General features: G+C 63.0%; 24 protein-coding genes. 14 read left to right on the forward strand and 10 right to left on the reverse strand.

All coding sequences use genetic code 11. The features are described from left to right. Genes VFW72_RS11395 through VFW72_RS11405 form a run of 3 tightly spaced genes read right to left on the reverse strand, consistent with a single transcriptional unit; the run spans position 1 to position 4,597 of the window. Positions 1-2,442 carry an exo-beta-N-acetylmuramidase NamZ domain-containing protein gene (locus VFW72_RS11395; protein ID WP_329674418.1) on the reverse strand — a complete coding sequence of 814 codons (2,442 nt, stop codon included), beginning with the start codon at positions 2,440-2,442 and terminating at the stop codon, positions 1-3. Next, entirely contained in the window at positions 2,439-3,755 is a 1,317-nt protein-coding gene (locus VFW72_RS11400) for a putative glycoside hydrolase (protein WP_329674419.1), read from the reverse strand. Before VFW72_RS11400 ends, VFW72_RS11395 begins: the two co-directional genes overlap by 4 nt. A gap of 2 nt (positions 3,756-3,757) precedes the next feature. Then, positions 3,758-4,597, reverse strand: a complete 840-nt coding sequence (locus VFW72_RS11405) for a polysaccharide deacetylase family protein (RefSeq protein WP_329674420.1) — start codon at positions 4,595-4,597, stop codon at positions 3,758-3,760. A 69-nt stretch (positions 4,598-4,666) separates the two neighbouring features. Between VFW72_RS11405 and VFW72_RS11410 the strand changes: the two genes are divergently transcribed. The 3 genes from VFW72_RS11410 to VFW72_RS11420 all read left to right on the forward strand — a co-directional run bounded on the left by VFW72_RS11410 (position 4,667) and on the right by VFW72_RS11420 (position 7,656). Next, positions 4,667-6,157 carry an AAA family ATPase gene (locus VFW72_RS11410; RefSeq protein ID WP_329674421.1) on the forward strand — a complete coding sequence of 497 codons (1,491 nt, stop codon included), beginning with the start codon at positions 4,667-4,669 and terminating at the stop codon, positions 6,155-6,157. A gap of 75 nt (positions 6,158-6,232) precedes the next feature. After that, entirely contained in the window at positions 6,233-6,568 is a 336-nt protein-coding gene (locus VFW72_RS11415; RefSeq protein ID WP_329674422.1) for a metal-sulfur cluster assembly factor, read from the forward strand. Then, the gene (locus VFW72_RS11420; protein ID WP_329674423.1) at positions 6,562-7,656 is read left to right on the forward strand and encodes a hypothetical protein; all 1,095 of its coding nucleotides are present in this window, start codon (positions 6,562-6,564) and stop codon (positions 7,654-7,656) included. Before VFW72_RS11415 ends, VFW72_RS11420 begins: the two co-directional genes overlap by 7 nt. On the opposite strand, the gene VFW72_RS11425 is transcribed toward VFW72_RS11420, so the two are convergent. Together VFW72_RS11425 and VFW72_RS11430 are read right to left on the reverse strand one after the other, a co-directional pair. Further along, positions 7,647-8,582 carry a lipase secretion chaperone gene (locus tag VFW72_RS11425; RefSeq protein WP_329674424.1) on the reverse strand — a complete coding sequence of 312 codons (936 nt, stop codon included), beginning with the start codon at positions 8,580-8,582 and terminating at the stop codon, positions 7,647-7,649. The genes VFW72_RS11420 and VFW72_RS11425 overlap by 10 nt on opposite strands. An 82-nt stretch (positions 8,583-8,664) precedes the next feature. Then, positions 8,665-9,597: a triacylglycerol lipase gene (locus VFW72_RS11430; RefSeq protein WP_329674425.1), complete on the reverse strand. Its 933-nt coding sequence runs from the start codon at positions 9,595-9,597 to the stop codon at positions 8,665-8,667. Between the two features lie 399 nt (positions 9,598-9,996). On the opposite strand from VFW72_RS11430, the gene VFW72_RS11435 reads away from it, so the two are divergent. The 3 genes from VFW72_RS11435 to VFW72_RS11445 are packed head-to-tail and all read left to right on the forward strand — an operon-like array spanning position 9,997 to position 11,625. After that, a complete protein-coding gene (locus VFW72_RS11435; RefSeq protein WP_329674482.1) occupies positions 9,997-10,350 on the forward strand; it encodes a DUF1924 domain-containing protein in 354 nt (117 codons plus the stop codon). 17 nt (positions 10,351-10,367) lie between these two features. Further along, complete coding sequence (locus VFW72_RS11440; RefSeq protein ID WP_329674426.1) at positions 10,368-10,898, forward strand: diheme cytochrome c; 531 nt, start codon at positions 10,368-10,370, stop codon at positions 10,896-10,898. Beyond that, positions 10,870-11,625 (forward strand): cytochrome b/b6 domain-containing protein, encoded by a 756-nt coding sequence (locus VFW72_RS11445; protein WP_329674427.1) that lies wholly within the window; start codon positions 10,870-10,872, stop codon positions 11,623-11,625. The genes VFW72_RS11440 and VFW72_RS11445 overlap by 29 nt, the downstream gene beginning before the upstream one ends. Here the strand turns inward: VFW72_RS11445 and VFW72_RS11450 are convergent. The 4 genes from VFW72_RS11450 to VFW72_RS11465 form a co-directional block, all read right to left on the reverse strand. Further along, complete coding sequence (locus VFW72_RS11450; RefSeq protein ID WP_329674428.1) at positions 11,604-12,962, reverse strand: ATP-binding protein; 1,359 nt, start codon at positions 12,960-12,962, stop codon at positions 11,604-11,606. The genes VFW72_RS11445 and VFW72_RS11450 overlap by 22 nt on opposite strands. Beyond that, positions 12,959-13,633 (reverse strand): winged helix-turn-helix domain-containing protein, encoded by a 675-nt coding sequence (locus VFW72_RS11455; RefSeq protein ID WP_329674429.1) that lies wholly within the window; start codon positions 13,631-13,633, stop codon positions 12,959-12,961. Before VFW72_RS11455 ends, VFW72_RS11450 begins: the two co-directional genes overlap by 4 nt. An 88-nt stretch (positions 13,634-13,721) precedes the next feature. Then, entirely contained in the window at positions 13,722-15,317 is a 1,596-nt protein-coding gene (locus tag VFW72_RS11460; RefSeq protein WP_329674430.1) for a methyl-accepting chemotaxis protein, read from the reverse strand. A 276-nt stretch (positions 15,318-15,593) separates the two neighbouring features. Continuing rightward, complete coding sequence (locus VFW72_RS11465) at positions 15,594-16,595, reverse strand: sodium-dependent bicarbonate transport family permease (RefSeq protein WP_329674431.1); 1,002 nt, start codon at positions 16,593-16,595, stop codon at positions 15,594-15,596. 95 nt (positions 16,596-16,690) lie between these two features. Between VFW72_RS11465 and VFW72_RS11470 the strand changes: the two genes are divergently transcribed. The 4 genes from VFW72_RS11470 to VFW72_RS11485 are packed head-to-tail and all read left to right on the forward strand — an operon-like array spanning position 16,691 to position 20,178. Further along, positions 16,691-17,644, forward strand: coding sequence for a LysR family transcriptional regulator (locus tag VFW72_RS11470; RefSeq protein WP_329674432.1), 954 nt, complete (start codon positions 16,691-16,693; stop codon positions 17,642-17,644). Positions 17,645-17,657: 13 nt separating this feature from the next. Continuing rightward, positions 17,658-18,443, forward strand: a complete 786-nt coding sequence (locus tag VFW72_RS11475; RefSeq protein ID WP_329674433.1) for a hypothetical protein — start codon at positions 17,658-17,660, stop codon at positions 18,441-18,443. 22 nt (positions 18,444-18,465) lie between these two features. Further along, the gene (locus tag VFW72_RS11480) at positions 18,466-19,044 is read left to right on the forward strand and encodes a TMEM165/GDT1 family protein (protein WP_329674434.1); all 579 of its coding nucleotides are present in this window, start codon (positions 18,466-18,468) and stop codon (positions 19,042-19,044) included. A 24-nt stretch (positions 19,045-19,068) separates the two neighbouring features. Beyond that, a complete protein-coding gene (locus tag VFW72_RS11485; protein WP_329674435.1) occupies positions 19,069-20,178 on the forward strand; it encodes a DnaJ C-terminal domain-containing protein in 1,110 nt (369 codons plus the stop codon). Here the strand turns inward: VFW72_RS11485 and VFW72_RS11490 are convergent. Continuing rightward, a complete protein-coding gene (locus VFW72_RS11490; RefSeq protein WP_329674436.1) occupies positions 20,156-21,088 on the reverse strand; it encodes a DHH family phosphoesterase in 933 nt (310 codons plus the stop codon). The two genes, VFW72_RS11485 and VFW72_RS11490, sit on opposite strands and share 23 nt — an antisense overlap. A gap of 243 nt (positions 21,089-21,331) precedes the next feature. Here VFW72_RS11490 and VFW72_RS11495 point away from each other — a divergent pair, with 243 nt between their 5' ends. The 4 genes from VFW72_RS11495 to VFW72_RS11510 all read left to right on the forward strand — a co-directional run bounded on the left by VFW72_RS11495 (position 21,332) and on the right by VFW72_RS11510 (position 26,338). Continuing rightward, positions 21,332-22,255, forward strand: a complete 924-nt coding sequence (locus tag VFW72_RS11495) for a triacylglycerol lipase (protein ID WP_329674437.1) — start codon at positions 21,332-21,334, stop codon at positions 22,253-22,255. 2 nt (positions 22,256-22,257) lie between these two features. Then, positions 22,258-23,334 (forward strand): lipase secretion chaperone, encoded by a 1,077-nt coding sequence (locus tag VFW72_RS11500; protein ID WP_329674438.1) that lies wholly within the window; start codon positions 22,258-22,260, stop codon positions 23,332-23,334. A 94-nt stretch (positions 23,335-23,428) separates the two neighbouring features. Then, positions 23,429-24,463: an AraC family transcriptional regulator gene (locus VFW72_RS11505; RefSeq protein ID WP_329674439.1), complete on the forward strand. Its 1,035-nt coding sequence runs from the start codon at positions 23,429-23,431 to the stop codon at positions 24,461-24,463. A 21-nt stretch (positions 24,464-24,484) separates the two neighbouring features. Beyond that, positions 24,485-26,338: a sensor domain-containing diguanylate cyclase gene (locus tag VFW72_RS11510; RefSeq protein ID WP_329674440.1), complete on the forward strand. Its 1,854-nt coding sequence runs from the start codon at positions 24,485-24,487 to the stop codon at positions 26,336-26,338.

Consider the following 26,338-nt stretch of genomic DNA (forward strand, 5'->3'; position numbering starts at 1 on the left):
TCACTCCTCTGGGTAAAGCAGCACGCTGGCGCGACGTTGTCGAAAGCGGGTGAGGTCGTCTTGCCAGGATGCCGCCAGGGCTTTGAGGTCTTGTCCTTCGCGCAAGCCTTGCAGTGTGCGGGCTGATCCGATCATGCCCAGGGTTCGCTCCAGCTTGAACTGCTGGGGCCAGAGGCGGTAGAGCTCACGCACGAGGGCAGCGCCCAGCAGCGGGGCATCCAACCGGTTGCGATCGAGCACGCGAACCTGAATGCCATTGCAGAGTTGCCCTTGATACGGCGGGGCCGTGGGGGTGAACTGCGTGGCACTGAATTGCACCCCAGCCAGGGCACCGTTTTGAACCCAGGCGTTGAGCGCCTCGGCCAGCCGAGTGGCATCTATCCACGGCGCGCCCAGCCATTCGAAGGGGTGCTCGGTGCCTCGCCCCACACTGACGTTGGCCCCTTCTACCCAGGCCATGCCGGGGTAGAGCATGGCAGTCAAAGGGGTGCGCAAGTTGGGGGAAGGGGGCACCCAGTCCAAGCCGGTCTGGTTGAACCAGAGCGACCGCCGATAACCTTGCATGGGCACCACGTCGAGCTGCACGGTCAGGCCCTCTTTCTGCAGGTCTTGCTGAAACCAGCGGGCCAATTCACCCACGGTCATGCCATGCTGCACAGGCAAGCCGGGGTAGCCGGTGAAGGAGCCCTTGTCGGCATCCAGAACGGGTCCTCCCATTCGATCGGCCCGAATCGGGTTGGGGCGATCCAGCACGAGGATGCGCACGCCTTGCTCGGCCGCCGCCCGCATGGCCTCAGCCAGGGTGGAGATGTAGGTGTAGAAGCGTGCGCCCGCATCTTGCAGGTCGAACACCAGAGTGTCGATGTCGCGCAGCGATTCGGCCGTGGGGCGGCGCTGCTCGCCATACAGGCTGATGAGCGGCAGGCCGCTGAGAGGCTCGATGCCCGAGGCGATCTTGCCTTCGGCATCGCCGTACAGGCCATGCTCAGGGCTGAACACTTTGACCAGTTGAACCCCTGGGGCCCAGCGCAGCCGGTCCAGGGTACGCCAGCCTTGGCGGTCCACCGCCGCGAGGTGGGTGATGAGGCCGACGCGGCGCCCAATGAGGGGGGCAAACTGCTGGGCCTGCAACACGTCGATGCCGGTGGCCACCACCGAGCTGCTAGGGCTGCTCGTCGCAACGGAGGTTGGGCGCGCGGGCGCTTTGCCCAAGGCGTCTGCCGAGAGCGGTGGGTTCAGGCTGGACAGCAGGGCCAGGAGCTCGCGCCGCAGGGGGCGTGCATCGCCCTTGCCATCCGGGTGAAGCCGGTTGCTGAGCAGCACCACGAAGCGTTTTTGAACCAGGTCGATCCACAAGCCCGTGCCGGTGTAGCCTGTGTGGCCGATCAAACCCAGCGGAGCCAGTTGATCTCGGTTCGCCACCAAGGGGGCTTGCAGCTGCCAGCCCAGGCCCCGCCATTCCGAGTCGCTGGCAGGGCTCTGCAGGCGGGCCAGTTCTTGCAAGGTCTCGGCTTTCAGCAAACGTCCGGGTTGCACCATGGCCTGGGCAAATCGGGCCAGGTCGTCGGCGCTGCCAAACAGGCCGGCATGGCCCGCCACGCCGGCCATGCGGCGCGCGATGGGGTCTTGAACCTGGCCTTTGAGCCATTGGCCGTTGGCCAATGGCTCGGTGGGGGCCATGCGACTGGCCCAGCGGTGGGGCGGCAGAAAGCCCGAATCGTGCATGTGCAGTGGCAGCAAGATGTGTTGCCGCACATACAGCGGCAAAGGCGTGTGCGAGACGCGTTGCACGATCTCGCCCAGCACCATGAAGTTGATGTCGCTGTAGAGCGTGCGCGTCCCTGGTGCCGCAATGGGTTGCTCGGCCAACACGCGCCTCAAAGCCTCTGCTGGGCCTTGCCAGTCGGGTTGCAGCGAGATGTCAGGCCTCAGTCCCGAGGTGTGGGCCAGCAGTTGCCGAATGGTGATGCGGTCTTTCCCCTTGCTGGTAAATGCCGGCCAGTAGCGGGCTGCGGGGGCGTCCAGCTGAATGCGTTCTGCCTCCACCAGTTGCAGCACCGCGGTGGTGGTGGCCACGACCTTGGTCAACGAGGCCAGGTCGAAAATGGTATCGGGGCTCATGGCCTCGGGCACCGGTTGGCGGCTGCGCCAGCCCCAGTTGCGGCGTAGCCAGATGCGGTCGGCGTCGCCCATCACCAGCACCGCGCCGGGCAGTTGTCTGGCGTTGATCTGTGCTTGCACCGCCGCGTCCAGCGGGGCCCAGTTGTCAGTCAGTGCGGGCCGCCCCGTGGTGGATAACGGGGTGAGCGTGATCGGTGCTGGCGGGGCGGTTTGGGCTTGTGCGGTCGTGCACAGTGCGGCCCAACTGATCAGCGCGCACAGGATCCCACCGCGGCATACCCGGCCGGGTCGGTCATGGGGTGGGCGCCGGGTGGACGTCATGGTTGGGTTGCGCTTGGGCTGGGTTCGAGTTTCAGGCCCGATTCGTCGTAGTGGTTGCGGGGGTTCCACAGCATCCAGCCATGTGTGTCGGTGGATTCGGCCGCATCGATTTGCGCACGAATTTCCAATTCGCCGAAGGGGCGCCGGTCAAAGCCATAGTCGCGAAAGGCTTGCAGCCAGGGGCGCCAGCACACCGGCGTGCCGTGGGTGCGTTGCTTGGCGCGTTTCAGCGTGTGCTCGACGATGGCATAAGGCTCGGCGACCGGGTTGCGGTGCTCCGGAATGCCGAAGGTGAAGCCCGAGGGGTAGAGCATGGGCGACAGGTAGTCCACATGCTGGGCAATGGCTTCCAGTTGCTGTCCGATCTGGGTGTCGTTGGTGTTCCAGGCCACATAGCCGAAGATGTCGGCGGCGATGAGGACGTTGTAGCGGGCCAGACGCTGGCGTGCGGCATCGAGGAAGGCGTTGATGGTGGCCACCCGACGGGGCTCGGTGGCGGGCTCGCTGAAGACCAGGCCGGTGGCATCGGGGAAGCGGATGTAGTCGAACTGGACCTCGTCAAACCCCATTTGCGCGGCCTCTTCGGCAATGGCCAGGCTGCGGTCCCAGGCAGCTTGCTGGAAGGGGTCGATCCAGGCCACGTCTTCGCCATCGCGCCACAGGCTGCCATCGGCTCGGTGCACGGCCCATTGCGGGTGGGCGCTGGCCCACTGGTTGTCCTTGAACACCACCACGCGCGCAATCAGGTAAAGGCCTTGGGCTTTCAGCTGGCGCACCAGGGTCGGCATGTCGGCCACGGTGATGGGCTTTTGCGGGCCCAGGCCCGATGCCGCTACCGAGGCACTGCGGTGCGGCACCAGGCCACGGTCGTCTTTCACATCGATGACCAGGGCATTGATTTCGGTGGTGGCCGCCAGCTTCAAGGCCGATTCACGCAAGGGGCGGCTGCCAATGCCAAACACCGACAAGTACAGCGCCTTGGGGCGAATGGGGTGCAGTGACAGCGTGGTGGGGCCCGCGGAGGCCTGCGCATCATTGAGCCGGCTGTAGCCGCAGGCCCGCACGCTCCAGCGTGGCGGGCGGCTCGAGGCGCTCCATACGAATCGTCCTTGCGCATCGGTGCGCACCGATTGCTCTGCGGCTTGCACGATGGCATGGGCAATGGGCTGGCCGGATTGGGCGTCGACCACCTGGCCCGACCAGGTCGGCGAGGGCTGAGACTGCGCGGCCTGAATCAGCACGAGGCCAAGTGCCGCAACCAGCAGGTCGCCGAAGCCACGTCGGAGGGAATCCCGGAGGGGCTGCTGTTTCACGGTCATTCCTCCCGGGTGGACTGGGCGAAGGCATGGCGCAGTCGCCGTGCCAGTTCATGCTCATCGAGGCTGTCGACCATCAGGTGCCTGGGCACGGCATACAGCGGGTCATTCAGGCTCGCCGAGCGGTTCTCCAATGCGAAGGCGGCACGATAGCCTTCGGCTTCAGCCATCTGCTGCAAGCCTGCATCACTGAGCCCGAAAGGCCAGGCCAGCAGATGGGCCTCCACCCCCAATTTCTGCCGCAGGACTTCGCGAGGACGGTGCAGTTGCATGCGGGCTGCTTGCTCGAACGCGGCTGCAGCCATCGTGCGCCGATCGCGCACGAGGTTCGGGTGCCAGTAGGTGTGCGATTGAATCGACACGCCGGTTTGCTGTCGGGCTTGCCGTAACTGGTCCCAGGTCATGGCGTAGCTGGCATTTGAAATGGCCGAGGGGTAGATGAAGAGCGTGATGGGCCAGCCCCTGGCTTTGAGGCGCGGCAGCAAGACTTCGGCTTGCGAGCGATGCCCATCGTCGGCCGTGAGCACCACGGCGCGCTCGGGCAGGTGGGGGCGTTCGCCCCGGCGGTAAGCCACCCAATCCGACAAGGGAATGAGTTGAGCCCCCAGTTGCGCCAGTGTGTCGAGGTGCGCCTCGAAGCGTTGGGTGCGCACGGTCATGCTGTCGACGGCGCTGTCGGCAAAGCGGTGGTAAGCCAGAATGGGCACACTGTGGCCCGAGGCTGGGGAGCGGATTGCCGCATGGGCGCTCAAAGAGCCCCAGGCGGCACACAGCGCGCCGCCGAGCCAGGCGCGGCGTGACAAGGGGGCGCCGAAGCAGGTATCGTGAGAAGCGTTCATCCTGCTTGCAAGAGTAGGGCATTCGGGCCCGATTCGCATGCGCGGGATCAAAGTACACGGGGGAGCATCGTGGCATCTGACCGACCGGACCAGGCTGATGAGTTGGCCGCATTCATGGCGGCGCTGAGCCAGGCCTTGCATGCCACCGTGGTCGAAACCCATATCTCCTGGGTGCTGCTCGATGGCACATCTGCCTGGAAGATCAAAAAACCCTTGAAGCTGGCATTTCTGGATGCCACTCGCCTGGAAACCCGTCGCCAATGGTGCGAGGACGAAGTGCGCTTGAATCGCCGCCTCGCGCCTGATCTGTACCTGGGTGTGGTGCCCATTCACGGCGCACGCGCGCACCCGAATCTCACAGGTCAGGGGCCGGTGGTCGACTACATGGTGCACATGCGCCAGTTTCCGGACGATGCCTTGCTGAGCCATCGCATGGGGCCGGGGCAGCTTGACCCCGCCTTGCTGGACGATTGGGCGCGCGATCTGGCCCGTTTTCATGCCGACGCGCCTGCTGCGACAGTCGCCGCCCGATGGGGCAACCCGCAATCGATTGAGGCCGGCATGCAGGGCGTGCTGGATGGCCTGGCGGCGCAGGAAGGTGTACCTCAGACCGCCCTGTCGGGGCTGCGAGCTTGGGCGTCTGAGCAGGCCAGGTTGCTGGCCCCCGTCTGGCCGGTTCGGCAGCAACTGGGCCGGGTGGTGGAAGCGCACGGCGACCTTCACCTCGACAACGTTCTTTTGTGGCAAGGTCGTATCACTGCATTTGATTGCATCGAGTTCGACCCTGCCTTGCGCTGGATCGATGCACTCAGCGATGTGGCGTTCTTCGCCATGGACCTGGTGGCGCATGACCGTGAAGACCTGGCGTGGCGCTTTCTGAATGCCTACCTGGATGCCAGTGGCGACCACGCCGGCTTGCCGGTGCTGCGGCATCAACTGGTTTACCGAGCCCTGGTGCGCGCCCTTGTGGCGAAATTGCGTGAGCGACAGCGGCGCGACCAGATGGCCGGCGGATCGATGCCCCGGGGGCCTGACTACTTGGCCCTGGCGCTGCGATGGGTGGGCGTGGCAGCCCCTGTGGCCACACCGCAGTTGGTCATCACCCATGGGGTTTCGGGTTCGGGCAAAACGGTGGCGGCGGGGCTGTGGTCCGCCCGGCACGAGGCCATTCGGCTTCGCTCTGATGTGGAGCGCCAACGCCTGTTCGGGGCAGGCGCATACACCCCAGAGCAAACGCAACGCGTGTACGAGCGCTTGTTTTACCTGGCCGATCAGGCTCTGGCCGCCGGTTGGTCTGTGGTGGTCGATGCGACGTTTCTGGCTCGGGCTCAGCGGCAGCGATTTCAGGCTTTGGCCCAGGCCCATCGCGCGCCGTTTCAGATCTTGCATTGCGAGGCGCCCGATGCTGTGTTGCGGCAACGCATCCAGCATCGTCTGGCCCAGGGACGCGACGCCTCGGAAGCCGATCTGGCCGTGTTGGCGCACCAGCAAGACACCGCCGAGCCCTTGAGCCAGCAAGAATTGCGTCACACCCTGTGGTCTCAGACACATCAGACTTGATTCAGTTCAATGCAATGACCCTGTCATGGAGATGCTCGCGGTTTGCCGTCAGGCTTCGCTACCATCGACCTCACCATGCAGGACACACCACGCTTTGAATACACCGGGCCCGAGGAACTTCGGGTACCCATTACCCGAGCTTTGCAACGCGTGGTCGACCCTGAAGTCGCCTTGTCGATTCTGGATGTGGGGCTGGTCTACGCCGTGACCCTCACGGAAGACAAAGCCCATGTCTTGATGACCATGACCTCGGCGGCCTGCCCGGTGACCGATCTCATCATCGACGACGTTCAAGCCGAACTTGACCCGGTGATCCCGCCGCACATGAAGATCGTGGTGGAGATCTGCTGGGAGCCCCCCTGGGGGCCTGAGCGCATGAGCCCGCACGCCCGTCAGCTGATGCAATGGTGAAGCCGGTGCCGTTTGTCTTGCTGCGTGCGGTCGCGATGGCCCTCGTTACCATCAGTCTGTTGGGCGGCCTGCTTGGTGGTCTGATTCGGGCGGGGACCATGTCACCCGTTGCGGCGCCTTGGCAGTGGTCAGCAGCCGGGTGGCACGCTGCTTTGATGATGCCTGCCTTCTTTGGTGCCGTCATCGGCATCGAGCGTGCGGTGGCGGTGCGGGTTCGGTGGGCGTACCTCACGCCACTGGCCTCGGTCTTGGGGGGGTTGTGTTTGCTGACTGGGCATGCCAATTGGGCCAGCGGGTGCTTTGCAGTTGCGGCGGGGGTGTTTGTGGCCGTCAATGCGCTCATTGTTCGACGCCAGTCGGCGCCGCATACCTGGATGTTGTTGGGCTCGGCCATCGTGCTGTGCCTGGCCAACATCGCGTTTGGCCTGACCGGTTTGAGTGAGGCGGTGCTGGCAGCCTGGTTTGCCTTCCTGGTGCTGACCATTGCGGCCGAACGTCTGGAAATGTCACGCCTGATGCGGCGCCATCCAGCCGCGAATCCCTTGCTGGGCGCCGTGTTGCTGGCCTTGTCGCTTAGCCTGGTGGGCTTGTGGGCCAATGCGGGCTGGGCCAGCCGATTGTTTGGTCTGGCCCTGGTCGTTCTGGCCGTCTGGCTGGGCGTGTTCGATGTGGCCCGGCGCACCATTCACACCCAGGGCTTGAGCCGCTACATGGCCGTGTGTCTGTTGCTGGGCTATGCCTGGTTGGCCGTCGCGGGCGTGTGCTGGTGGGCGCAGGCCGCGGGAGGGGGTTATCGCGATGCGGCCCTGCATGCGCTCGGCCTGGGGTTCGTGATGAGCATGGTGATGGGGCATGCGCCGGTCATCCTGCCCGCAGTGGCCCGCATCAAGGTGCACTACGACGCGCGCTTTTACCTGCCCTTGGCTGTGCTTCACGCATCGCTGATGGTGCGCTTGTTTGGTGGCCACGCCAGCCCCCAGCTCAAAGCCTGGGGTGCGGGCTTGAATGTGGCCTCCCTGGTTCTATTTGTGTTGACCATGGTGACGGCCGCCATCAGCTGGCGACGCCGTCACACGCGTCACTCGTAGGCGGCCAGACGCAGCTGTTCCTGAGGTGTGAACAGCGTGGCCTTGAGTTGCTGCGCTTGTTGCGGGTCGGTCGTACGGGCTTGCTGATACTGGCGGATGCGTTCTTTCCAGGCGGCTTCCTCACGGTCCAGGGCTTCCAGCCGACGCGCGGCATCGGCGCCCACCAACTGCGTGCGGATCTGCTGAATGTCGGCTGCGCTTGCGCCGTTCTGGCGAGCTTGTTCTTCCTTGGCGGCCAGGGTCAGATGCACCACCGGCTGTTCCACATGGGCCCGGTTCTCGGGTGTCAGGGCGTCCTTCAGCTTGTCGAGTTCAGCCTCGCGCTGCGCGGGCGTCAGCGACTTGTTCTGGACGATCGCCAATTTGCGGGCCATGTAGTCGTCGTACTCGTCGACATCGCCAAACAGAGCCTTGATCTCGTCGGTCTGGAAGTACAAGGCCCGCAGATCGCGAATGGCCTTGAAATGCTGAGCCAGGGCGGTGCCGCTGACTTCATGCATGCGGGGCTGATTGAGGTTGCCCAGCGCGGTCTTGAACTTCAGGTACGCGTCCAGAATCCGCATGGCATGTTGACGGCCTTGTTCGTTGAGTTCGCGCGCCAGGTCGGCTTCGATCGCCGCGCGAATCTGCGCCTGGGTGCGCTCGCCCACGGCGGTCAGGTGGTACTCGAAGCGGCGAATCAGTTCGGGGCTCAGTGACAGGTCATGGCCCGTGCTGGCCAGAACCCCATCTGGCTCGGTGCCGATGAAGGTGCGAGTGAAGGCCTGATCGGGGGCGTTGAGCGTGGAGGGCGTCTGCGATGCCGTGGTCGGCGTGGTGTCGTGTGGGCGCAGGGTGTAAGCCAACAGCGCACCAGCACAGGCCGCCATCGCCCAGCCCAACCGGGCCGGTTGGCTCGAACGTTGGATGAGTAGCTTGGTCGACATCGCAGACTCCAAAAAAAGACCGCCGAAGCGGTCTGTCAAAAGTGAAGAAAAAGAGAGGAAGGGACCATCCGGAGCAACCGAATCACAGCCCTGCCAGCTTCAGGCGGTTGGCGTGCTGGCGGAACAGTTCGACCGGGTTGGTTTCCCAGATGCTGACCAGGCCGACGGTCTGGTTCACTTCATCCAGGTGGTTCATGATGTAGTTGGTGCGAATGACCTGACCCAGGTTCATCGAGCAAGCCGACACCAGACCATCGTTGGCTTTGCCATTGAAGAAGGCGCTGGTCAGCAGCAGGGGAGCGTCGATCGGGTCGAGCACGTTGGTGTAAGGAGTCGAGCCACCCCACGAGTAGTAGCGCACGCCGTTGACCACGGTGGCACCGTTGCCGCAACCGCTGGTGGGCACGCCGGCGGGGAACTTGGCGTTGAAAGCCAGCGAGCCGGCGGTGCTCAGCGAAGTCAGTGCAGCGTTGGCGTTCTTGGGCAGGCTGGACTGGCCAGACAAGCCTTGGATCAGGGCGGTCAGGGTGGCGTCGACCGTGGCGGCCACCACGCTGGTCAGGGGCGAGCCGTCGGGCAGCACACCGCGCACGGCATCGGCGAAGTCAGAGCCGCGGTTCACGCCACCCACGCTGGTCACCGAGGCCACCAGGCTAGGCGCCACGCCGGAAATGTAGCGAGCGGTGGGGCCGCCATGGCTGTGACCGATCAGGTTGACCTTGCTGGCGCCGGTGATGGCCAGAATCTGCTTGACCTGGGTGAGCAGTTGCTCGCCGCGCACTTCGGTGGAATTGGCTGCCGACACCTGAGTCACGAACACCTGAGCGCCATCGGCACGCAGGTTCTCAGGAATGCGATACCAGTAGTCAATGCCCAGGATGCTGTCAAAGCCAAACAGACCATGGACCAGCACGATGGGGTACTTGGTTTGGGTGTAACCCGCAGCCATGGCGGGTTGCGAACCTGCGAAGACGCCAGCAATAGCCAGGGCGGCGGTGAAGAGTGCTTTTTTCATACGTGCCTGTCCGTTGTCTCGTGATGTTTTAAATTGAATGCCCCCCGTTCGAGGGGTGAGGCATGGTCCCGCGGAATAGGCCACGTCATCAACGCATGAAAACCCCTAAACGGGCGGTATTGCGGGAAAGTTCGGATTCGATTGGCGGGCTTTGTCTATGAGCGGGGCGCTGTCGCCGGCGGGCCTGTTGCGCCGAGTGCAACGCGAGGGGCTTGCTGGGGTGGTGTGTTGACGTGCTGTGGTGGGTGCGTCAGCCGGCGCGTTGCCCGAGGCGTTGCCTTAAGGCAGGTTTAAGGTGCGGTTGGCACGATGTGATCCATGGAGGTTCACATGAAGCCCACATTGATTCACCGCCGGGTCCTGACTGCTGCCCGATCCATGGTCTGGGGTTCGCTTGCCATGCTGGCAACGGGCTTGGCCCTGGCTGACACCCCGCAAAGTTTCCTGGCCGACTATGCTCAGCAGGCAGGCGCCCCGGGCAACGCGACCAGGGGCCAGCAATTTTTCACCAGCCGACATGGCGGGCAGTGGAGTTGTGCTTCCTGCCATGGTCAGCAGCCAACCCAGGATGGCCGCCATGCCTCGACGGGCAAGGTCATCGCGCCCCTGGCTCCGGCCGCCAACCCACAGCGCTTCACCGATTCGCGCAAGGTCGAGAAATGGTTTCGGCGCAACTGTGGCGATGTGCTCGACCGTGAGTGCAGCGCCCAGGAGAAGGCCGATGTGCTGGCTTGGCTCAATGCCTTGCGCTGAAAGACCTCGGAGGCACCATGTCTGATTCGATTTCAAACGCTCGAAACCCATCTGCTCGACGCTGGTGGCGTGGCGCCTGGGTGATGGCCTTGGCCTTGCCTTGGCTCGCCTTGTCTGGGGCCTGGGCTCACGACGACGAAGGCGAGCGCTCCCAACGAGGCAAAACCCGAGTGCCCATGCTGGCGGCCTACCAGCAGGAGTGCTCGGCCTGTCACATGGCTTATCCGCCCGGGCTGTTGCCTGCCGCTTCCTGGCAAGGTCTGATGCAGGGCTTGCCTCGCCATTTCGGCACCGATGCTTCGCTCGACCCTGACACGGTCAAGAAGGTATCGACCTGGCTGACCGACAACGCTGCGCCCAGTTCGGGCCGGGCGCGTCCGCCACAAGACCGTATCACTCGATCCAGTTGGTTCGTGCATGAGCACGATGAACTGCCCCCCTCAGTCTGGCAGCGCGCGTCGGTTCGCAGTGCGGCCAACTGTGTCGCCTGCCACGCAGGCGCCGAGCAAGGAGATTTCAATGAACACCGTGTCCGTATCCCACGTTGAGTCGGCCCCCTCGCCGTCGCGACGCACGATTGATGCGCCTACCCGAGCCTTTCACTGGCTGCTGGCCCTGTCCTTCGTGGGAGCCTATGCCAGCGCGGAAAGCGAACGTTGGCGCCTGGTTCACATGACCTTGGGCTACACCATGCTGGGACTGATGGGCTTTCGCCTGGTCTGGTTCCTGATGGGACCGCGCCCGGCGCGCTGGCAAGCCTGGCGTGCGCGCTGGGAGGCCGGCAAGCAGGCCATCGTGGCTTTGGCCAATGGCACGGTGCGCCTGCCACCCTTGCAGTCGGCGCTGCAGACGTTGGTGCTGCTGGCGGTGTTGGCGCTCAGTGTGCTGGCGCCATTGAGTGGACATGCCTTGGACCAGGAGTGGTGGGGCGATGCGCTCGAAGACCTGCATGAAGCGGCCGGTGAGGCTCTGCTGATGCTGGTGTTGCTGCACCTGGCCGTGGTGGCGGTTGGTGCCTGGGTGCGATCGCACAACCCCTTGCGCATGATGGTGACCGGCAAGGTGCCGGGCGCGGGGCCCGATCTGGTGCCGCGCAACCGCGCCTGGTTGGGTGCCCTGTTGCTGGTGGCTGTTCTGGCCTTCTGGTGGACCCAATGGCAATCGGCCCCGAACGCCAGTGGGCCGCTGGATCGGATCGAGTGGCGTGAGTCTTCAACAGGGGCCGGACATCAGTCCACCGGCCGCCGCCATCATCATGACGATGACGACGATTGAGCCGGCCAGTTCACGATGACTTGCAAGCCGCCCAACTGAGGTGAAGGGCTGAGACTGACGCTGGCGCCATGCACCCTCGCAATGCGCTGCACGATCGACCAACCCAGTCCGCTGCCTGTTTCCCCGGTGCCGGCGACGCGAAAGAAGCGTTCGCCGGCACGGCCGCGATCGGCTTCGCTCATGCCTGGTCCACTGTCTTGCACAGACAGGCTCACGGTCTGGCCTTGGTGGGTCAGCGACACGTGGATCTGCGCGCCTTGGGGGCTATAGCGAATGGCGTTGTCAATCAGGTTGCGCACCAGCACGCCCAGCAAGGTGGCGTCGCCTTCGACTCGCGCGCTGGCATCGGCATCGAGTTCAAGGGTCTGCTGCTTTGCAATGGCCTGAGTGGCCAGGTCGGCCAGACTGTGGCGCACCACCTCTCGCAGATCGATCGAGGTCAATGGCGGGGCTTCTCCGCTTTCCAGTCGTGCCAAGGTCAGCAGTTGTTCGATGAGCCGGCTCGCGCGGTCACAGCCCGCCAGGGTGGCTTGCAGGGCGTGTTGTCGTGCGCTTTCCTCGGGTTCATTCAAGGCCACTTCGGCTTGGGCTCGAATGGCCGCAATGGGTGTGCGCAACTCGTGTGCAGCGTCTGCCGTGAAGCGGCGTTCCGATTGCATCATCTCCCCCATGCGCCGCAGCAAGTCGTTGAGGGCCGCCAGCAGCGGATCCATTTCGGTGGGTGCTTGCGCCAGTTCAACTGGGGCCAGCGACAAGGCAGGTCGCTGCGTCAGGATGGCGCCCAAGCGGTGCAGGGGGCGAACGCCTTGTCGAACGGCCCACCAGATGGCCACGGCCAGCACGGGCAGGGCCAGCAGCATGGGCCACAGGGTGCTGTACAGCCAAGCCTTCAAAATGGCCGAGCGGGAAGCGATCTGCTCGCCCACAAACACTTGAACGTCGCGCTCACGCCCCGACGTGGCAAACACACGCCAGGCCACGCCATCGACGACCACGGTTTTGAAGCCGGGGGACGCTGACCGGGGCTGGGCAAGGAACGGCTGACTGGGGGCATTGGCCGAATGCGCAACCGACTTGCCTTCGTGGAAGATCTGAAACGCCACCTTGGGGGCGTAGCGGTGCAGGGTGGGGGCGTCGAGGTGCGTGTCGTCGTCGAATTCGCTGGCCTGCTGGGCCACCAGCAAGGCCGCTGCCTGCGCCAGGTGGCCATCGAGCAACTCATCGAGTTCGTGTCTGGCATCGAACCAGGCCGTGGCTGCCGCGACCAGCCACACCCCGCTGACCAAGGTCAGCAGCAGGGCCAGCAACCGGCCTTGTAAGGAACGCAGTGGCCTCATGTGGATGTGCTCGCTTCGCGCATCAGCATGTATCCGACGCCCCGAATGGTTTGAATGCGTTGGCTGCCCAGCTTCTTGCGCAGGTGGTGAATGTGTACTTCGACGGCGTTGCTGTCGACTTCCTGCCCCCAGCTGTAGAGTTGTTGCTCGATCTGTTCGCGTGACAGGACCCGTCCGGCGCTCAGCATGAGGGTGTGCAGCAAATCGAATTCGCGAGGCGATAGCGTCACCGGGGCGCCATCCAGGGTCACGGTTCGAGCGGCAGCATCCAGGCTCAGGTTCTGAATTCGCAGCTGTTCCTGAGGCTGCCCGTGGGCTCGTCTGATCTGGGCTCGCAGGCGTGCACCCAGCTCTTGCAGGTCTATGGGTTTGAGCAGGTAGTCGTCGGCACCCAGGTCGAGGCCACGCACCCGTTCCGAGATCGCATCGCGTGCGGTCAGCACAATGATGGGCAGGGTGTGACCTGCAGCTCGCACTTTGGCCAGCACATCCATGCCGTCCAGACGTGGGAGCCCGAGGTCCAGAACCGCTGCCGCATAGTCATGACTGCGCAGTTCGCGATCGGCGGCCACCCCGTCGCGCACCCAGTCGACCTGAAAACCCAGTTGGCGCAAACCCGCTTTCAGACCGTCACCGAGAAGCGGGTCGTCTTCAGCCAGAAGGATGCGCATGATGTGGGGCTCCGATGGATCGCAAGGGGGAGAGACTAGTCTACCCCCGGGGTCATGAAGCCGGCATCAATGCCGCATCACGGCAGCATCAGGCCGTGCCAGCCTGCGTCGCCAGCGCATGGGACCGACGCAGATCGCGTGGCTTGCTGGCCGGAGTCGAGGCCAGCGTGCCATGCGCCCGACCGGTGCTGAGCTTGAAGAAGGTCATGGCTTGCTGCAACTGCTCAGCCTGGCCGCTCAGCTCTTCGGCTGTGGCAGCCAACTCTTCTGAGCTCGAAGCATTCTGTTGCGTGGTTTCACCCAGATGGGACACAGCGGAATTGATCTGTCCGACGCCTGACGATTGCTCTTCCGATGCGGTGGCAATTTCCTGAATCAGCTGGGCCGTGCGGCGAATGCTCGGCACCATGCGATCAAGCAATTCACCGGCGCGCTCGGCCTGCTGCACGCTGCTCTTGGCCACCTCGCCGATTTCCTGGGCTGCTTCCTGGCTGCGTTCGGCCAGTTTGCGAACCTCTTCAGCCACCACGGCGAAGCCCATGCCGTGCTCGCCTGCTCGGGCAGCTTCAATGGCGGCATTGAGTGCGAGCAAATTGGTCTGGTAGGCAATGTCGTCGATGATGCCGATCTTGTTGGCAATCTGCTTCATGGCGTCCACGGTCGCCTTGACAGCTTCGCCCCCTTCGATCGAGTCAGTGGCGGCCTGATTGGCCATGTTCTCGGTCAGGCGGGCGTTCTGCGAGTTCTGCTCGATCGAGGCCGCCATTTCTTCCATGGACGCGCCACACTCTTCCACGCCCGAGGCCTGCTCGCTTGCGGCCTGAGACAGGCCCTGCGCTGTGGCACTGACCTCTTCGGAGGCGTTGGCCAGCGACTGGGCGTTCATGTTCACCTCGGACACGATGGCCGACAATTTGTGAACCATGTTGCGCATGGCCTGCAGCATTTGGCCGGTCTCGTCGGTGCTGTGGACCACCACCTCGACACCCAGGTCTCCATCAGCCAGACGGTTGGCCACCGTGACGGCCTGGCTGAGCGGGCGGGTGATGCTGAGAATGACCCAGAAGGCCGTGCCAATGGCCAGCATGATGGCGCACAAGGTCAGCCCCATCATGGTCTGGCGGGCGGCATCGTAATGGGTTTGCGCGTCTTCGCTGGCTTGGGTCATGAGCTCGCCCTGGAAATCGACCAGGCTTTGCACATTGGCGTTATAGGCCTTCAACACCGGCTGCAGTTCGGTCAGCAGGTAGCGGCCAGCCTCTTGCCGCTTGCCTTCATGCACCAGTTGAAGCACGCGGTTCTGTCCGGCGATGAAGGCCGAACGCGTGTCCTTGATGCTCTGCAAGATGGCTTTGCCTTTTTCGAGCTTGATCAGGGGTTCGATGGCGGTGAGACTTTCGCCAATTCGCTTGCGTGCTTCCAGGATGCGGTCTTCTTCCTCTTTGGCTTGTTCCTGTGTTTCGCTGAGGATGGCATTGCGCATGTAGCGTGCAATGTGGTTGACCTCCTGATCAATGCGTGTGGCCAGGACCACCTTGGCGTAGCGGTCTTTGACCATGAGGTTCATTTCGTGATTCATCCGGGCCATGCCAGACAGGCCCAGATAAGCCACTGCCAGCAGCAGCACGACCAGCAAACCAAAGCCCAGAGACAGGCGCTGCGAGATCTTCAAATTTTTGAACACGTAGACTCCCAGGCAAAATTCGAACGTGCTGGGGATATCGTCTCGAAGTCCGCTGGATGGACCGTCTCACCGTGAAAAATGCGCTTCTTTGGTGCATTTCAGCGCCAATTGATCTGAAGCAAGGAACAAAAACTGAAGCGGTTCAGGTGTGACGTAATTCGCTTGTCAGGGTCGCCTGATTGGGTTGTCGGTTGTGCGGGTGGGGGTACAGGGAAGCGCTGTCCCCCAAAGCCTCTGAAGCCTGAGCAATGGCCCCCCTGCGGTGGGGCGTGGGCCTTAACCCAGCACCCGTTGCGCCACCTGGGTGTAGAGCCCAATACCCAGCAGGATGTTGAAGGGGAAGGTCAGCCCCAACGACAAGCTGAAGTACAGCGTGGGGTTGGCTTCGGGAATAGCGTGACGCACCACCGCTGGTACGGCAATGTAGGAGGCGCTGGCGGCCAGCGTCATCAGCAAGATGGTGTTGCCGGTTGACGCGCCGATCAGGCAGGCCAAGCCCAAGGCCAGCGTGGCGTGAATCAATGGCGCGCCCAGGGCATAGAGCAACAGCCAGGGCGACTGGCCTTTGAGGCCACCCATATTGCGGGCGGCGAGCAAGCCCATGTCGAGCAGGAAAAACGCCAGCATGCCTTTGAAGAGGTCGCCTGCGAAGGGCTGCATGGCCTTCTGGCCGGCCGCGCCACTGATGATGCCGATGACCATGGCACCCAGCAGCAACAGTTGTGCGCCATCGGTCAGAGACTCATGCAACACATGGCGCAGCGAGGGGCGCGTGGCGGGGCCATGAGCCAGCCCGGTGGTGGCGGGCGCCTGCTGCGGTGCGGCTTGCTGGCGAATCCAGTTCGACAACAAGATCGCAATGAGGATGGCCGGAGATTCCATCAAAGCCATGGCCGCGGCCATGTGGCCTCCAAACGGAATGCCCCGGTTGTCGAGATACTGGGTTGCGGTGATGAAGGTCACCGCACTGACCGAGCCGTAGGTGGCAGCAATCGCGGCCGCATCAAACGCGCTGACCAGGCGACGGAGCACCCAGTAAGCCAGCAGTGGCACCAGCAAGGCCAGCAGCAAGGCCAGCCCGAGCGTGGCGCTGACTTCCTGCGTCAGACCGGACTTGGCCAGCGCGAAGCCGCCCTTGAGGCCCAGGGCCATCAGCAGATAGAGGGAGAGGAAGCGGGAGATCGGTGCTGGAATTTCCAGGTTCGAGCGCATGAGGCCGGCGGCCATGCCAAAGACAAAAAACAGAATCGCGGGATCGAGAAACGCTTGGAACGACATGCAACACAACCAGACAAGCACACAGGGCGAGACTTTGGCTTTGAAATTGCATGCTGTAAAGTGATATGTTCTGATGTAATTGATCAAATAAATTGATGAATGAGTTGCCCGCCCCCATTGGCTTGGATCGCGTGCCTCGTGCCACACTGATCCAGCTGCGCAGCTTCGAGGCGGTCGCTCGCCTGGGCGGCGTCGGGCGGGCGGCCAAGGCCTTGCACCTGGCGCAATCCACCGTGTCGATGCAGCTCAAGGAGTTGACCGAGGCAGTGGGCGTGCCCTTGTTCGAGCCGCTGGGGCGCGGGCTCATCCTCACTCAGCATGGCGAGGTGTTGCTGCAAACGGTGCGAGATCTGTTTGCGGTGTGGCAGCGCTTCGAAGATCAGACGGCAGAACTGCAGGGACTCAAGCGCGGTCGGCTTCGCATCGCAGCCGTGACCACCACCGAATACTTTCTGCCTGATCTGCTGGGCCCCTTCGCGCGCGAGCATCCGGGCATTGACATCGAGCTGACCGTGCAGAACCGAGATGCCGTGGTCGCCCGACTGGAGCGCGGTGAAGACGAACTCGCCGCCATGATGTTGCCGCCAACGCATTTGCCGCTCAACCGCTGGCCCTTTCTTGAAAACCCGCTGGTGGTGATTGCCCCCGCCGCTCATCCGCTGACGCAACGCAAGCGCCTGAAGCTGTCTCAGTTGGTCGACCAGCCGCTGTTGGTGCGCGAGGCCGGGTCCGGAACCCGCCTGGCTACCGAGCAGTTCCTCGCCGAGCACGGCGTACAGTGGAGCCCGCGCATGGCTTTGGGGAGCAACGAAGCCATCAAGCACGCGGTGCGGGCAGGGCTAGGCCTGGCTGTGCTGTCGCGGCATACCTTGTCGGCCGATTTGTCTGGCACCGGCGTGACGGTGTTGCCCGTAGCGGGGTTCCCGATTCGACGCATGTGGCATCTGGTCTGGCGCAAAGACCGCCCGTTGTCCTTGGCTGCGCGAACCTTGCTGCAGGATCTGCGGCGCCATCTCGGGGTTCGCACGCCGCTGTCTTCTCCATCTTGATCAAGAGGTTCTCATGCCCCTGTCTCCACAAGAGATCGCCTCAGCGGCCGCAATTCTGAGCCAGCGCCGCCTGGCCGGTACACAAGGCCCTGTGCTTGCGGCCGCATGTCGGCCGCAGACCCTGGATGAGGCCTGGGCCATCCAGCAGGCGGTCGCCAGCCAAATGAACGAGTTGGGCGATGCGGTAGGCGCCTGGAAATGCGGGACCCCGGCACCTGATCGACTGGTGGCAGCGCCCATCTATGCCAGTACCGTTCACAACGAGCCCGTGTGCCCGGTGTGGGCTCACGAGGGGCGGTGTCGGGTGGAGCCCGAGTTGGCTTTTGTGCTGCGGCACGATCTGCCTTCTCGTGTGCAACCCTACGGGCGTGCCGAGGTCGAGTCGGCCCTGGGACGAGCCCATGTGGCACTGGAATTGATTGACAGCCGCTATGAGGCGTCGGCCCCTCTCACCTTTGCCGACAAGCTGGCCGATGGCTTGGTCAATCAAGGTTTGTGGATCGGGCCAGAAGTCCCTTTGCCGCAGGCGCTGGGCAGCAGTCACATGCGCGTGCGCTGGTGCAGCGAGCACACGTCATGGCAGCAACTGGATGGCGTGCATCCCGATCAGGATCCACTGGCCCCCCTGGTGTGGCTGGTCAATCATCTGAGCCAATGCGGAATCGGGCTGGCCGCCGGTGTTCCGGTCATCACGGGTTCGTATGCAGGCACAATCGCGTGCCCTGTTGAGGAAACCCTCCGCTTTGGTTTTGGCGATGGGGTAGAGGTGTCGTTGCGGTTGATCGCACGCGCCCGCTGATGTGTATTTTGTGGAGTCAAGCGTGGAATCTTTTCTGATCTCGACCGGGGTGGTGGCCCTGGGGGAAATGGGTGACAAGACCCAGTTGCTGGCCTTGCTGCTTGCAACCCGGTTCAAGCGTCCGGTGCCCATCATTCTGGGCATCTTGGTGGCCACGCTGGCTAACCACGCCTTCGCCGGCGCGGTGGGCAACTGGATCGCCAGCGCCTTGGGGCCGAACTGGCTGCGCTGGATCGTCGGGGTGTCTTTCCTCGGGATGGCAGTCTGGACCCTGATTCCTGACGAAATCGAAGACGACCTCGAGACTGGCAAGCATGTGCTGGGCGTGTTTGGCACCACAGCGATTGCCTTCTTTCTGGCGGAGATGGGCGATAAGACTCAATTGGTGACGGTGGCGCTGGCGGCTCGCTATCAGGATCTGATCCATGTGGTCGCTGGCACCACGCTGGGCATGATGATCGCTGACGTGCCTGCCGTTTTTGTCGGCGATTGGTTGGTTCGCAAGGTGTCGCTTAAGATTGTGCACACCGTTGCCGCGATCATCTTTGCCATCATGGGTGTGCTGGCTTTGCTGAATGTGGGGCAGGCCTTCGGCGCCTGATCCATCCTGAAGGGCTGATTGCGCATGAGTACCGCTGACGCGTTCGACGACGATCCACACGAAGAGTTGGGCGTCAGCGTGGGGGCCAGTCTGGCCGAGATCAAGAAGGCTTATCGTCGTCTGGCGGCGCGCTGGCACCCTGATCGCAACGATGACCCGCAGGCGGTGTGGCGCATGCAGCGCATCAATGCGGCGTACCGGCAGCTGTGCGATTGGCTCAGCACCGGAGAGTCTGGCACGCAAGAAACTCATCGAAAGGCCCCACCCGAGTCACAGGCAGAGCCGCCACCCGACGCCGACGAGCCGCCTGCCCGGCGCAAGCGAGCCTGGTGGGAGCGCGATTGGGGCGCGCCCCGCTGGCAGGCCGATGGCGTCGTCTCGCCTCAGGTCATTCGATCGCAGGCCCATGTCGATCTGGAAGATGCAGCCGCTGGTTGCACCCATGTTCTGAAGGGGGTGGTCCAGGATCTGTGTGGCGAGTGTCTGGGTGTCGGGCGTCTGGTTTCGCCCAATGCCCATTGCTCACACTGTGATGGTGAGGGGCGCATTCGATCTGCGTCCGGTCGCTGGACGCGTTGCATGCATTGCATGGGCGATGGGCAGGCTCGAAAAGTCTGTCCAGCATGTGATGGTTCAGGCCTGGAGGCGAGCGTACGGACCTACCACTTCGAAGTCAGGTTGCCTGCCGGTGTGGCAGATGGACAGATCGTGAAGTTACGTGCTCAGGGGCAACGGTGTGGCCATGAGGCGGGCGACATCGATGTGCAGGTCCACATTCGGCCTCACCCCATTTTCAGTTGGAACGAACGTCAGGAGCTGGCGTGCACCGTGCCCATCGATGTGTTCAGCCTGTGGTTGGGTGACCCGGTCGAAGTGCCCACCTTGGATGGGCATCGGGTGCGTCTTCGTCTGTCAGATGGCCTCGATCAGGTCCTGGATGGCTTGGGCTATCCCAATCGGCAGGGGCGGCCTGGGCCGCTGCATGTGCATTTTGAAACTGTCACGCCGCAGCGCTGGACGGCCGAGCAACGCGTTTGGTTGAGCCAGCTGGCGCGCTCGGTTCAATCAGATGAACGCAGCAGCGCTGAGCTGGCTCAGTGGCAGAAGAAGCTCAGGCAGCAGGCGTCGCGTTGAACTGGCCCGTGAGCAATTCACCCAAACGGTCAACGCCCATGCGGAAGCCGCAGGCCTGAGGGTGCCCGCCGCCGCCCATGGCTTCAGCCAGAGGGATGGCATTGAACGTGCGCACGGCGCGCAAGCTGACCTTAACGATGTTGTCTTTCGACACCGTCCACAGCAGAGCGAAGCTGCCGCACTGCGCCGCCAGAATGTTGCCCACTTCACTGGTGAACACACCGGGGCAGTTCACCATCAGCCCGCTCTGTCCGTTGAAGGTGATCGGCGCGGCACTGTCCGCAATGTCTTTCGCCAGTGACAGGAACTTCTCGTTCATGGCCTTGCCGCGTTCGCTGAACTCGGCAATCTGGGCCGGGGTGAAATCGGCAATTTCAGACCAGCGTGGAAATTCGTTGGGCTCCATGTCCAGCGCGGCCAGGAAGGCCGGGCTCTCCGGGTAGGCCCAGGTCCACAGATCACGGTCTTGCACATAGCGCACCAGGGCCGGGGCTTCCTGCTCGGGGAAGAAAAATTTCCAGGCCAGCATGGCACCAGACTGACTCATGTCGAAGTGCACAGCACCACAGCGGCAGCGGAAACCGTTGAGCTTGTCGGCGGCGCTCTGGTGGTGGTCCAGCATCACCAATTGGCGAGCCTGCTCGTCCAGGGCCGACATCAACTCGGTGTCAAACGAAAAGTCGAGGATGTAGACCGCGCGGCCAGCCAGTTCAGGCAGATCGGCCAGCGTGGTGCCCTTGCTGTGGCTCAGACCCAGGTACTCGCCCCGGCCGCCAAAAAAGCGCCAGGCCGCCATGGCGGCCGCAAAACCATCGGGGCACTTGCCGTGATACAGCACAAGTGGATTGGGTTCATTCGGGTCCGGGCGAATGGCCAGGCCCGGCAGGCTGGTGAAAAGTCCGTTTGCCATGGTGGGTTCAAAGCTAAAGGACAGCAGTGTAGGGCGATCAGGTGTCAATCGTCTGAAGATCAGTACTACCCCGTAGACGAAGGGGCGCCAAACGCTTCGCGTTAACCCTGGCTTTGCATGCGCAAGCAATCGGTTTGCATGCTCGCGCAAGAAATTTCGAAGGGCATTTTCAACAATGACCAGGCACCTGATTCAGGCTCAAGGTGCAGCGAGCCTCTCATTCGACAAGCAACAGGACAAGACATGACATCCCTCAAGACTCTGGTGATCGCTTCGGCTGTGGCCCTGGCTGGTGGTTCGGTTCAGGCTGCAGGCACTTATGCTGCAACCAAGTACCCCTTTGTGATGGCGCACGGCGCCGCCGGCTTCGACAAGATCGGCCCCATCGACTACTGGTATGGCATCACCACCGATCTGCGCAACAACGGTGCCAAGGTCTACACCACATCCATGTCGGCCATGAACTCCAGCGATGTGCGCAACGAGCAGTTCCTCAATGATTTCAAGCAAATCATGGCCATTTCTGGTGCCGCCAAGTACAACCTCATGGGGCATAGCCATGGTGCACACTCGATTCGCTATGTCGCAGCCATCATGCCCGACAAGGTGGCTTCGGTAACCACGGTCGACGGTGTCAACGCAGGCACGCCCGTGGCCGACGTGGTGGCCGGCCTGACCAACATCCTGGGCCCATCCGGTACGGCTGTGGTGGCGGCGCTGGTCAATGGTCTGGGCAAGATCGAAGCCTATCTGTCGGGCAACCCCAGCCTGCCGCAAGACTCCTACGCCATGCTGAACTCGCTGACCACCCCCGCCATGAATGCGTACAACAAGAAGTACCCAGCTGGCGTGCCCAGCACGGCTTGCGGCCAGGGTGCAGGCGTGGTCAATGGTGTGCGCTACTACTCGTGGGGCGGCGCTTCGGTGTTGACCAATCCGCTCGATCCGCTTGATCTGTTTGTGGGCGCGACATCGGTGGCCTTCCTGGGTTCGGCCAACGACGGCTTGGTGGGGAAGTGCGCTCAGCACCTGGGTACCGTCATTCGTGACGACTACAACATGAACCACTTCGACGCCGTGAATCAGGCCTTGGGCATTCGTGGGTTCTTCGATCCGGTGCCACTGTATCGTCAACACGCCAACCGCCTGAAGCTGGCAGGAGTCTGAAGATGGCAGTCGGTCGGGTGATGATGAACGCCCAGCACAGCCGCTGGCCCCGCATGCTGTTGGGTGGGGCGACGTTGTTGATCGCCGGGTGGCTCGGTTGGGCTTATCTCAATCGCCCGATCGCCGATGTCAACCAGCTGCTCGACAAGCCCGAAGGCATGTCGAGCTGGATGTCACCCTCGGTGGGCGTCAATGCCACCGAGGCTCCCGTTCCGACTTTCAAAACCGGTCTGGAGGGCTTGCCGCGCTCCTTGGCCGGCACCGAAGTGGCGGGTGAACTGCGCGAGGATGCGCAGGGGGCTCTGATCATCGAGCGCGGTGTACGCGATGTGTTCGACTATTTTCTGTCGAGCCGTGGCGAACAAGCCGACGCGGTGATCGATGCCCGTATCCGAGCCTATGTGAAAAACCGTCTGCGACCGCCGGCAGCGCAGCAGGCTCTGGCTTTGCTCGATGCCTATCTGGGCTATCTGCAGCGGCTCGATGGGGTGGCTTCGCAGTCGCGTGGGGGAGCGTCCATGGAGCCCGTCGAGCGATTGGCTTTGCTGAATCGACTGCGCGCGGGCAGCTTCACACCCGATGTGGTGCAGGCCTTCTTCGGGCTGGAGCAGTTGTATGACCAATACACGGTAGACAAGATCGCCGTGTTCAACGATCGCGGGCTGACCCCGGTGCAAAAGACGGAAAAGCTCAAGGCCTTGAGGCAGGCATTGCCAGCCGATCTGCAAAGCAGCCTCGACGCGACTGAAGTGGCGCAAAGCCTGGAGGCGGTCACGCAGGAATGGCGTCAGCGTGCGGGCTCGGTGGCCGAGTTGCGCACGGTCCGTGAAAACCTGGTTGGGCCCGAGGCGGCGGACCGCCTGGAGGCGCTCGACCGAGAAAACCAGGCCTGGCAGGCCCGCATTCAGGCTTATCTCCAGGCCCGCTCAGCCATTCAGGCCGATGCCAGCCTGGCCGACGCGATCAAGCAGGAGCGCATTCATGCCTTGATGAAAGCCAGCTTCTCCGCTGGCGAACAGATCCGGGCTGAGTCGTACGAGCGCATGGCCGACCAGAAGCAGCTGGCTCAGTTGCCCTGAGCTCAGGGCTGCGCGCTGACAGCCGAATCATCGTTTGTCTGAACAGACAGACCTGATTGCGCCCGATACGATTTCGCGATCTTGACCGACTCCTATGCAGTGCACTGATTTTGCCCACGATCCGTCTGACGGCTATACCGTCAGCGTGGGCTACGTGCGCGCTTTGCTCGAGTTCCTGCAACAGCAGGCCATTGCCCCCGAGGCGATTTGCCCCAGTGCTGATCGCCTGCGTGAATTGTCGAGTCTGGACAGCAGTGCGCGCTGCGAGGTGCGTGAGTGGGAGGCCCTGATGGCGGCCGCCGAAGCCCAGTTGCAAGACCCGCTTCTGGCGCTGACCCTCTCGGCCGAGCTCAAGCCTCGGCATGCCGGCCTGATGGGCTTTCTCGCGATGACCAGTGGCACCTTGCGCGATGTGGGGGGCGTGGTGGCTCGCTTTCATCACTTGCTCAACGACATCGAAACCGTCGAGGCCTATGTGGAAGGCACGCACTTTGTGCTCGAGGTGCGTCAGATGACGCCGACGCGTTCGAATCGCTTGACGCTTCTGACGCTGGGCTCCTGGGTCTGGTATGCGCGTTGGTTGACAGGGCGTGACGACATCCGGTTCCATGTAGACCTGATGCAACCCCCGCCACCTGCCATCGACCAGCATTGGGCCTTCTTTGGCGGCGAACTGCGCTTCAACCAGCCGCGCAACGCCTTGCGGGGAGATCGTGACTACCTCAAACTCACGGTCACTCAGCAAGAGCCCCTGGTCAACCGCATCCTCCAGCAGCAGGCTCAGGCCCAGCTCGACCGCTTGTCGAGCCGCTTGGGCAGCTTCCTGCATCGCCTGGAGCGTCTGCTCAAAGGGCAGTTGCAGCAGGGCGAGGTCACGCTGGCGGCCCTGGCTTCCGAGCTGAACATGTCGCCCCGCACCCTCCAGAATCGGTTGGAAGCCTCGGGTATGAATTTTCGTACCGTGGTAGATCGGGTGCGCCAGAGCCAGGCCGAGTCTTATCTGCGTGACTCGGGTTTGCCGCTCATTGAAATTGCCTTGCGACTCGGTTTTGCCAACCAGACCAGTTTTCATCACGCATTCAAGCGCTGGACGGGAAAATCTCCCGGCGAATACCGCCGCCAGAGTTGAGCGTCGGCTTATGATTTGCCGATGATCTCCGTGGACAGGCTTGTACCCAGACTGGCGCGATGGTGGGCCATCGCCTTGTTTTTCCTGCTCGGCGCCTCCATGGGGGCACGTGCCGTGCCGATCGAGGTTGCCGTCGGTGGGGCTGAGCGCCAGATCAATCTGGGCATGAACAGCCAATTGCTCGAAGACGCCACGGGCTCCTTGACGCTCGCCGACGTCATTCAGCGCGACCGTGACTGGTCGGCGTATCACGGCGACAGCTACAACCTGGGTTTTTCTCGCTCCACATGGTGGGTGCGCATGCGTGTGCATTACCGTGGAGATTTACCGGCGCGGCGCATTCTGGAGGTGGCGTCGGCCCTGCAGGATGAAATTGACTTTTATGTGGTCAGGTCGGACGGCACAGTCTTGCAGAGCGTCCAGACCGGCGATCGGCGTCCGTTTGAAAACCGCCCCGTCCACAGCCGCGTACCGACCTTCCATGTCGACTTTGCGCCCAACCAGACGCTTGACATCTATGTGCGACTGGGAAGCCATGATGGGTTGCAAGAAGCCACCATGTTCAAGCTGTGGCAGCCCGATGCCCATGTGCAATCGGTGCAATCAGAGACCTTGGCATTTGGCCTGTACTACGGCACCCTGATCACGGTTCTGCTGTACCACCTGTTTCTGTTCATCTCGACCCGCCAGCGCTCCTTCGCCTGGTATTGCGGCTACGTGTCGGCCTTTCTGTTCTGGAGTTTTGCCTTCCGAGGCTACGCCTTCCAATACCTCTGGCCCGATTCACCTGATTTCAACAATCAGATCTTGCCCATGGCAGCGGCGGCTTGCTATGCCATGTTCGGTGCGTTCATGGTCTCGTATCTGCAAACCGCGCGGCGGGCGCCCCGGTTCATGCATCGCGCCATCCTGGCATCGATTGCTGGCAGCGTCATCTGTGTGACACCGGCATTGTGGGACCGCTATGCCTTGTCGTTTGCCTTGAGCATTCCTTTTGGCGTGGTTCAGATTGTGCTGGCCCTGATCATCGGTTCGTGGCTGGCGGTGGGTGGGTACCGGCCGGCACGGTACTTCATCATGGCCTTTTTCATGCTGGCCGTGGGCGTGGTCCTTTACTACACCCGTGTCCTGGGTGTGGTGCCCTCGAACATCCTGACGGAAAACTTCCTGCAGATCGGCTCGGCGCTGGAGGTGTTGTTGCTCGCCTTTGGTCTGGCCGACCGCATGAACACCCTGCGCGCGGAGAAACTGGCGGCCGAGCGCCAGGCTCTGGCCGCGCAGGAGGCGCTCACCACTGAGTTGGAGAACCTGGTGCAGCGGCGCACTCGGGCGCTTGAATCGGCCAACCAACGGCTGGCAGCGATGGCCATCACCGATGAGCTGACGGGCGCCTACAACCGACGCCATTTCAATACTGCGCTACAGGCCGAAGTGGCGCGGCACAAGCGGCACCATTGCCCTTTGGTGCTGTGCATGGCTGACATCGACGAGTTCAAGCGCTACAACGACCGTTACGGGCATCTGGCGGGCGATCGCGTGTTGCAGCAGGTCGCTCAGACGGTCAAGCAGAACCTGCAGCGCGCGGGTGATCAGTTCTTCCGCTTAGGGGGCGAAGAGTTCGCCTTGATCTTGAACGTCAACGAGCCGTGGGAGCGCACGCAGGAGTTTGTCGAGCGCATTCGAGCCGACATCGAGGCGCTTGGCATCGAGCATGACAAATCGGCCCAGGGGGTCATCACGTGTAGCTTTGGCTTGCTGTGGGTTTTGCCCGACTCCACCTTGGCACGCGCCGAAGACATCTATGCATCGGCCGATGCCTTGCTGTATCAAGCCAAGGCAGCGGGTCGCAACTGTGTCATTTCACAGATGGCCTGA

This window comes from Aquabacterium sp., from assembly GCF_036273115.1.
Classification (GTDB): domain Bacteria; phylum Pseudomonadota; class Gammaproteobacteria; order Burkholderiales; family Burkholderiaceae_C; genus Aquabacterium.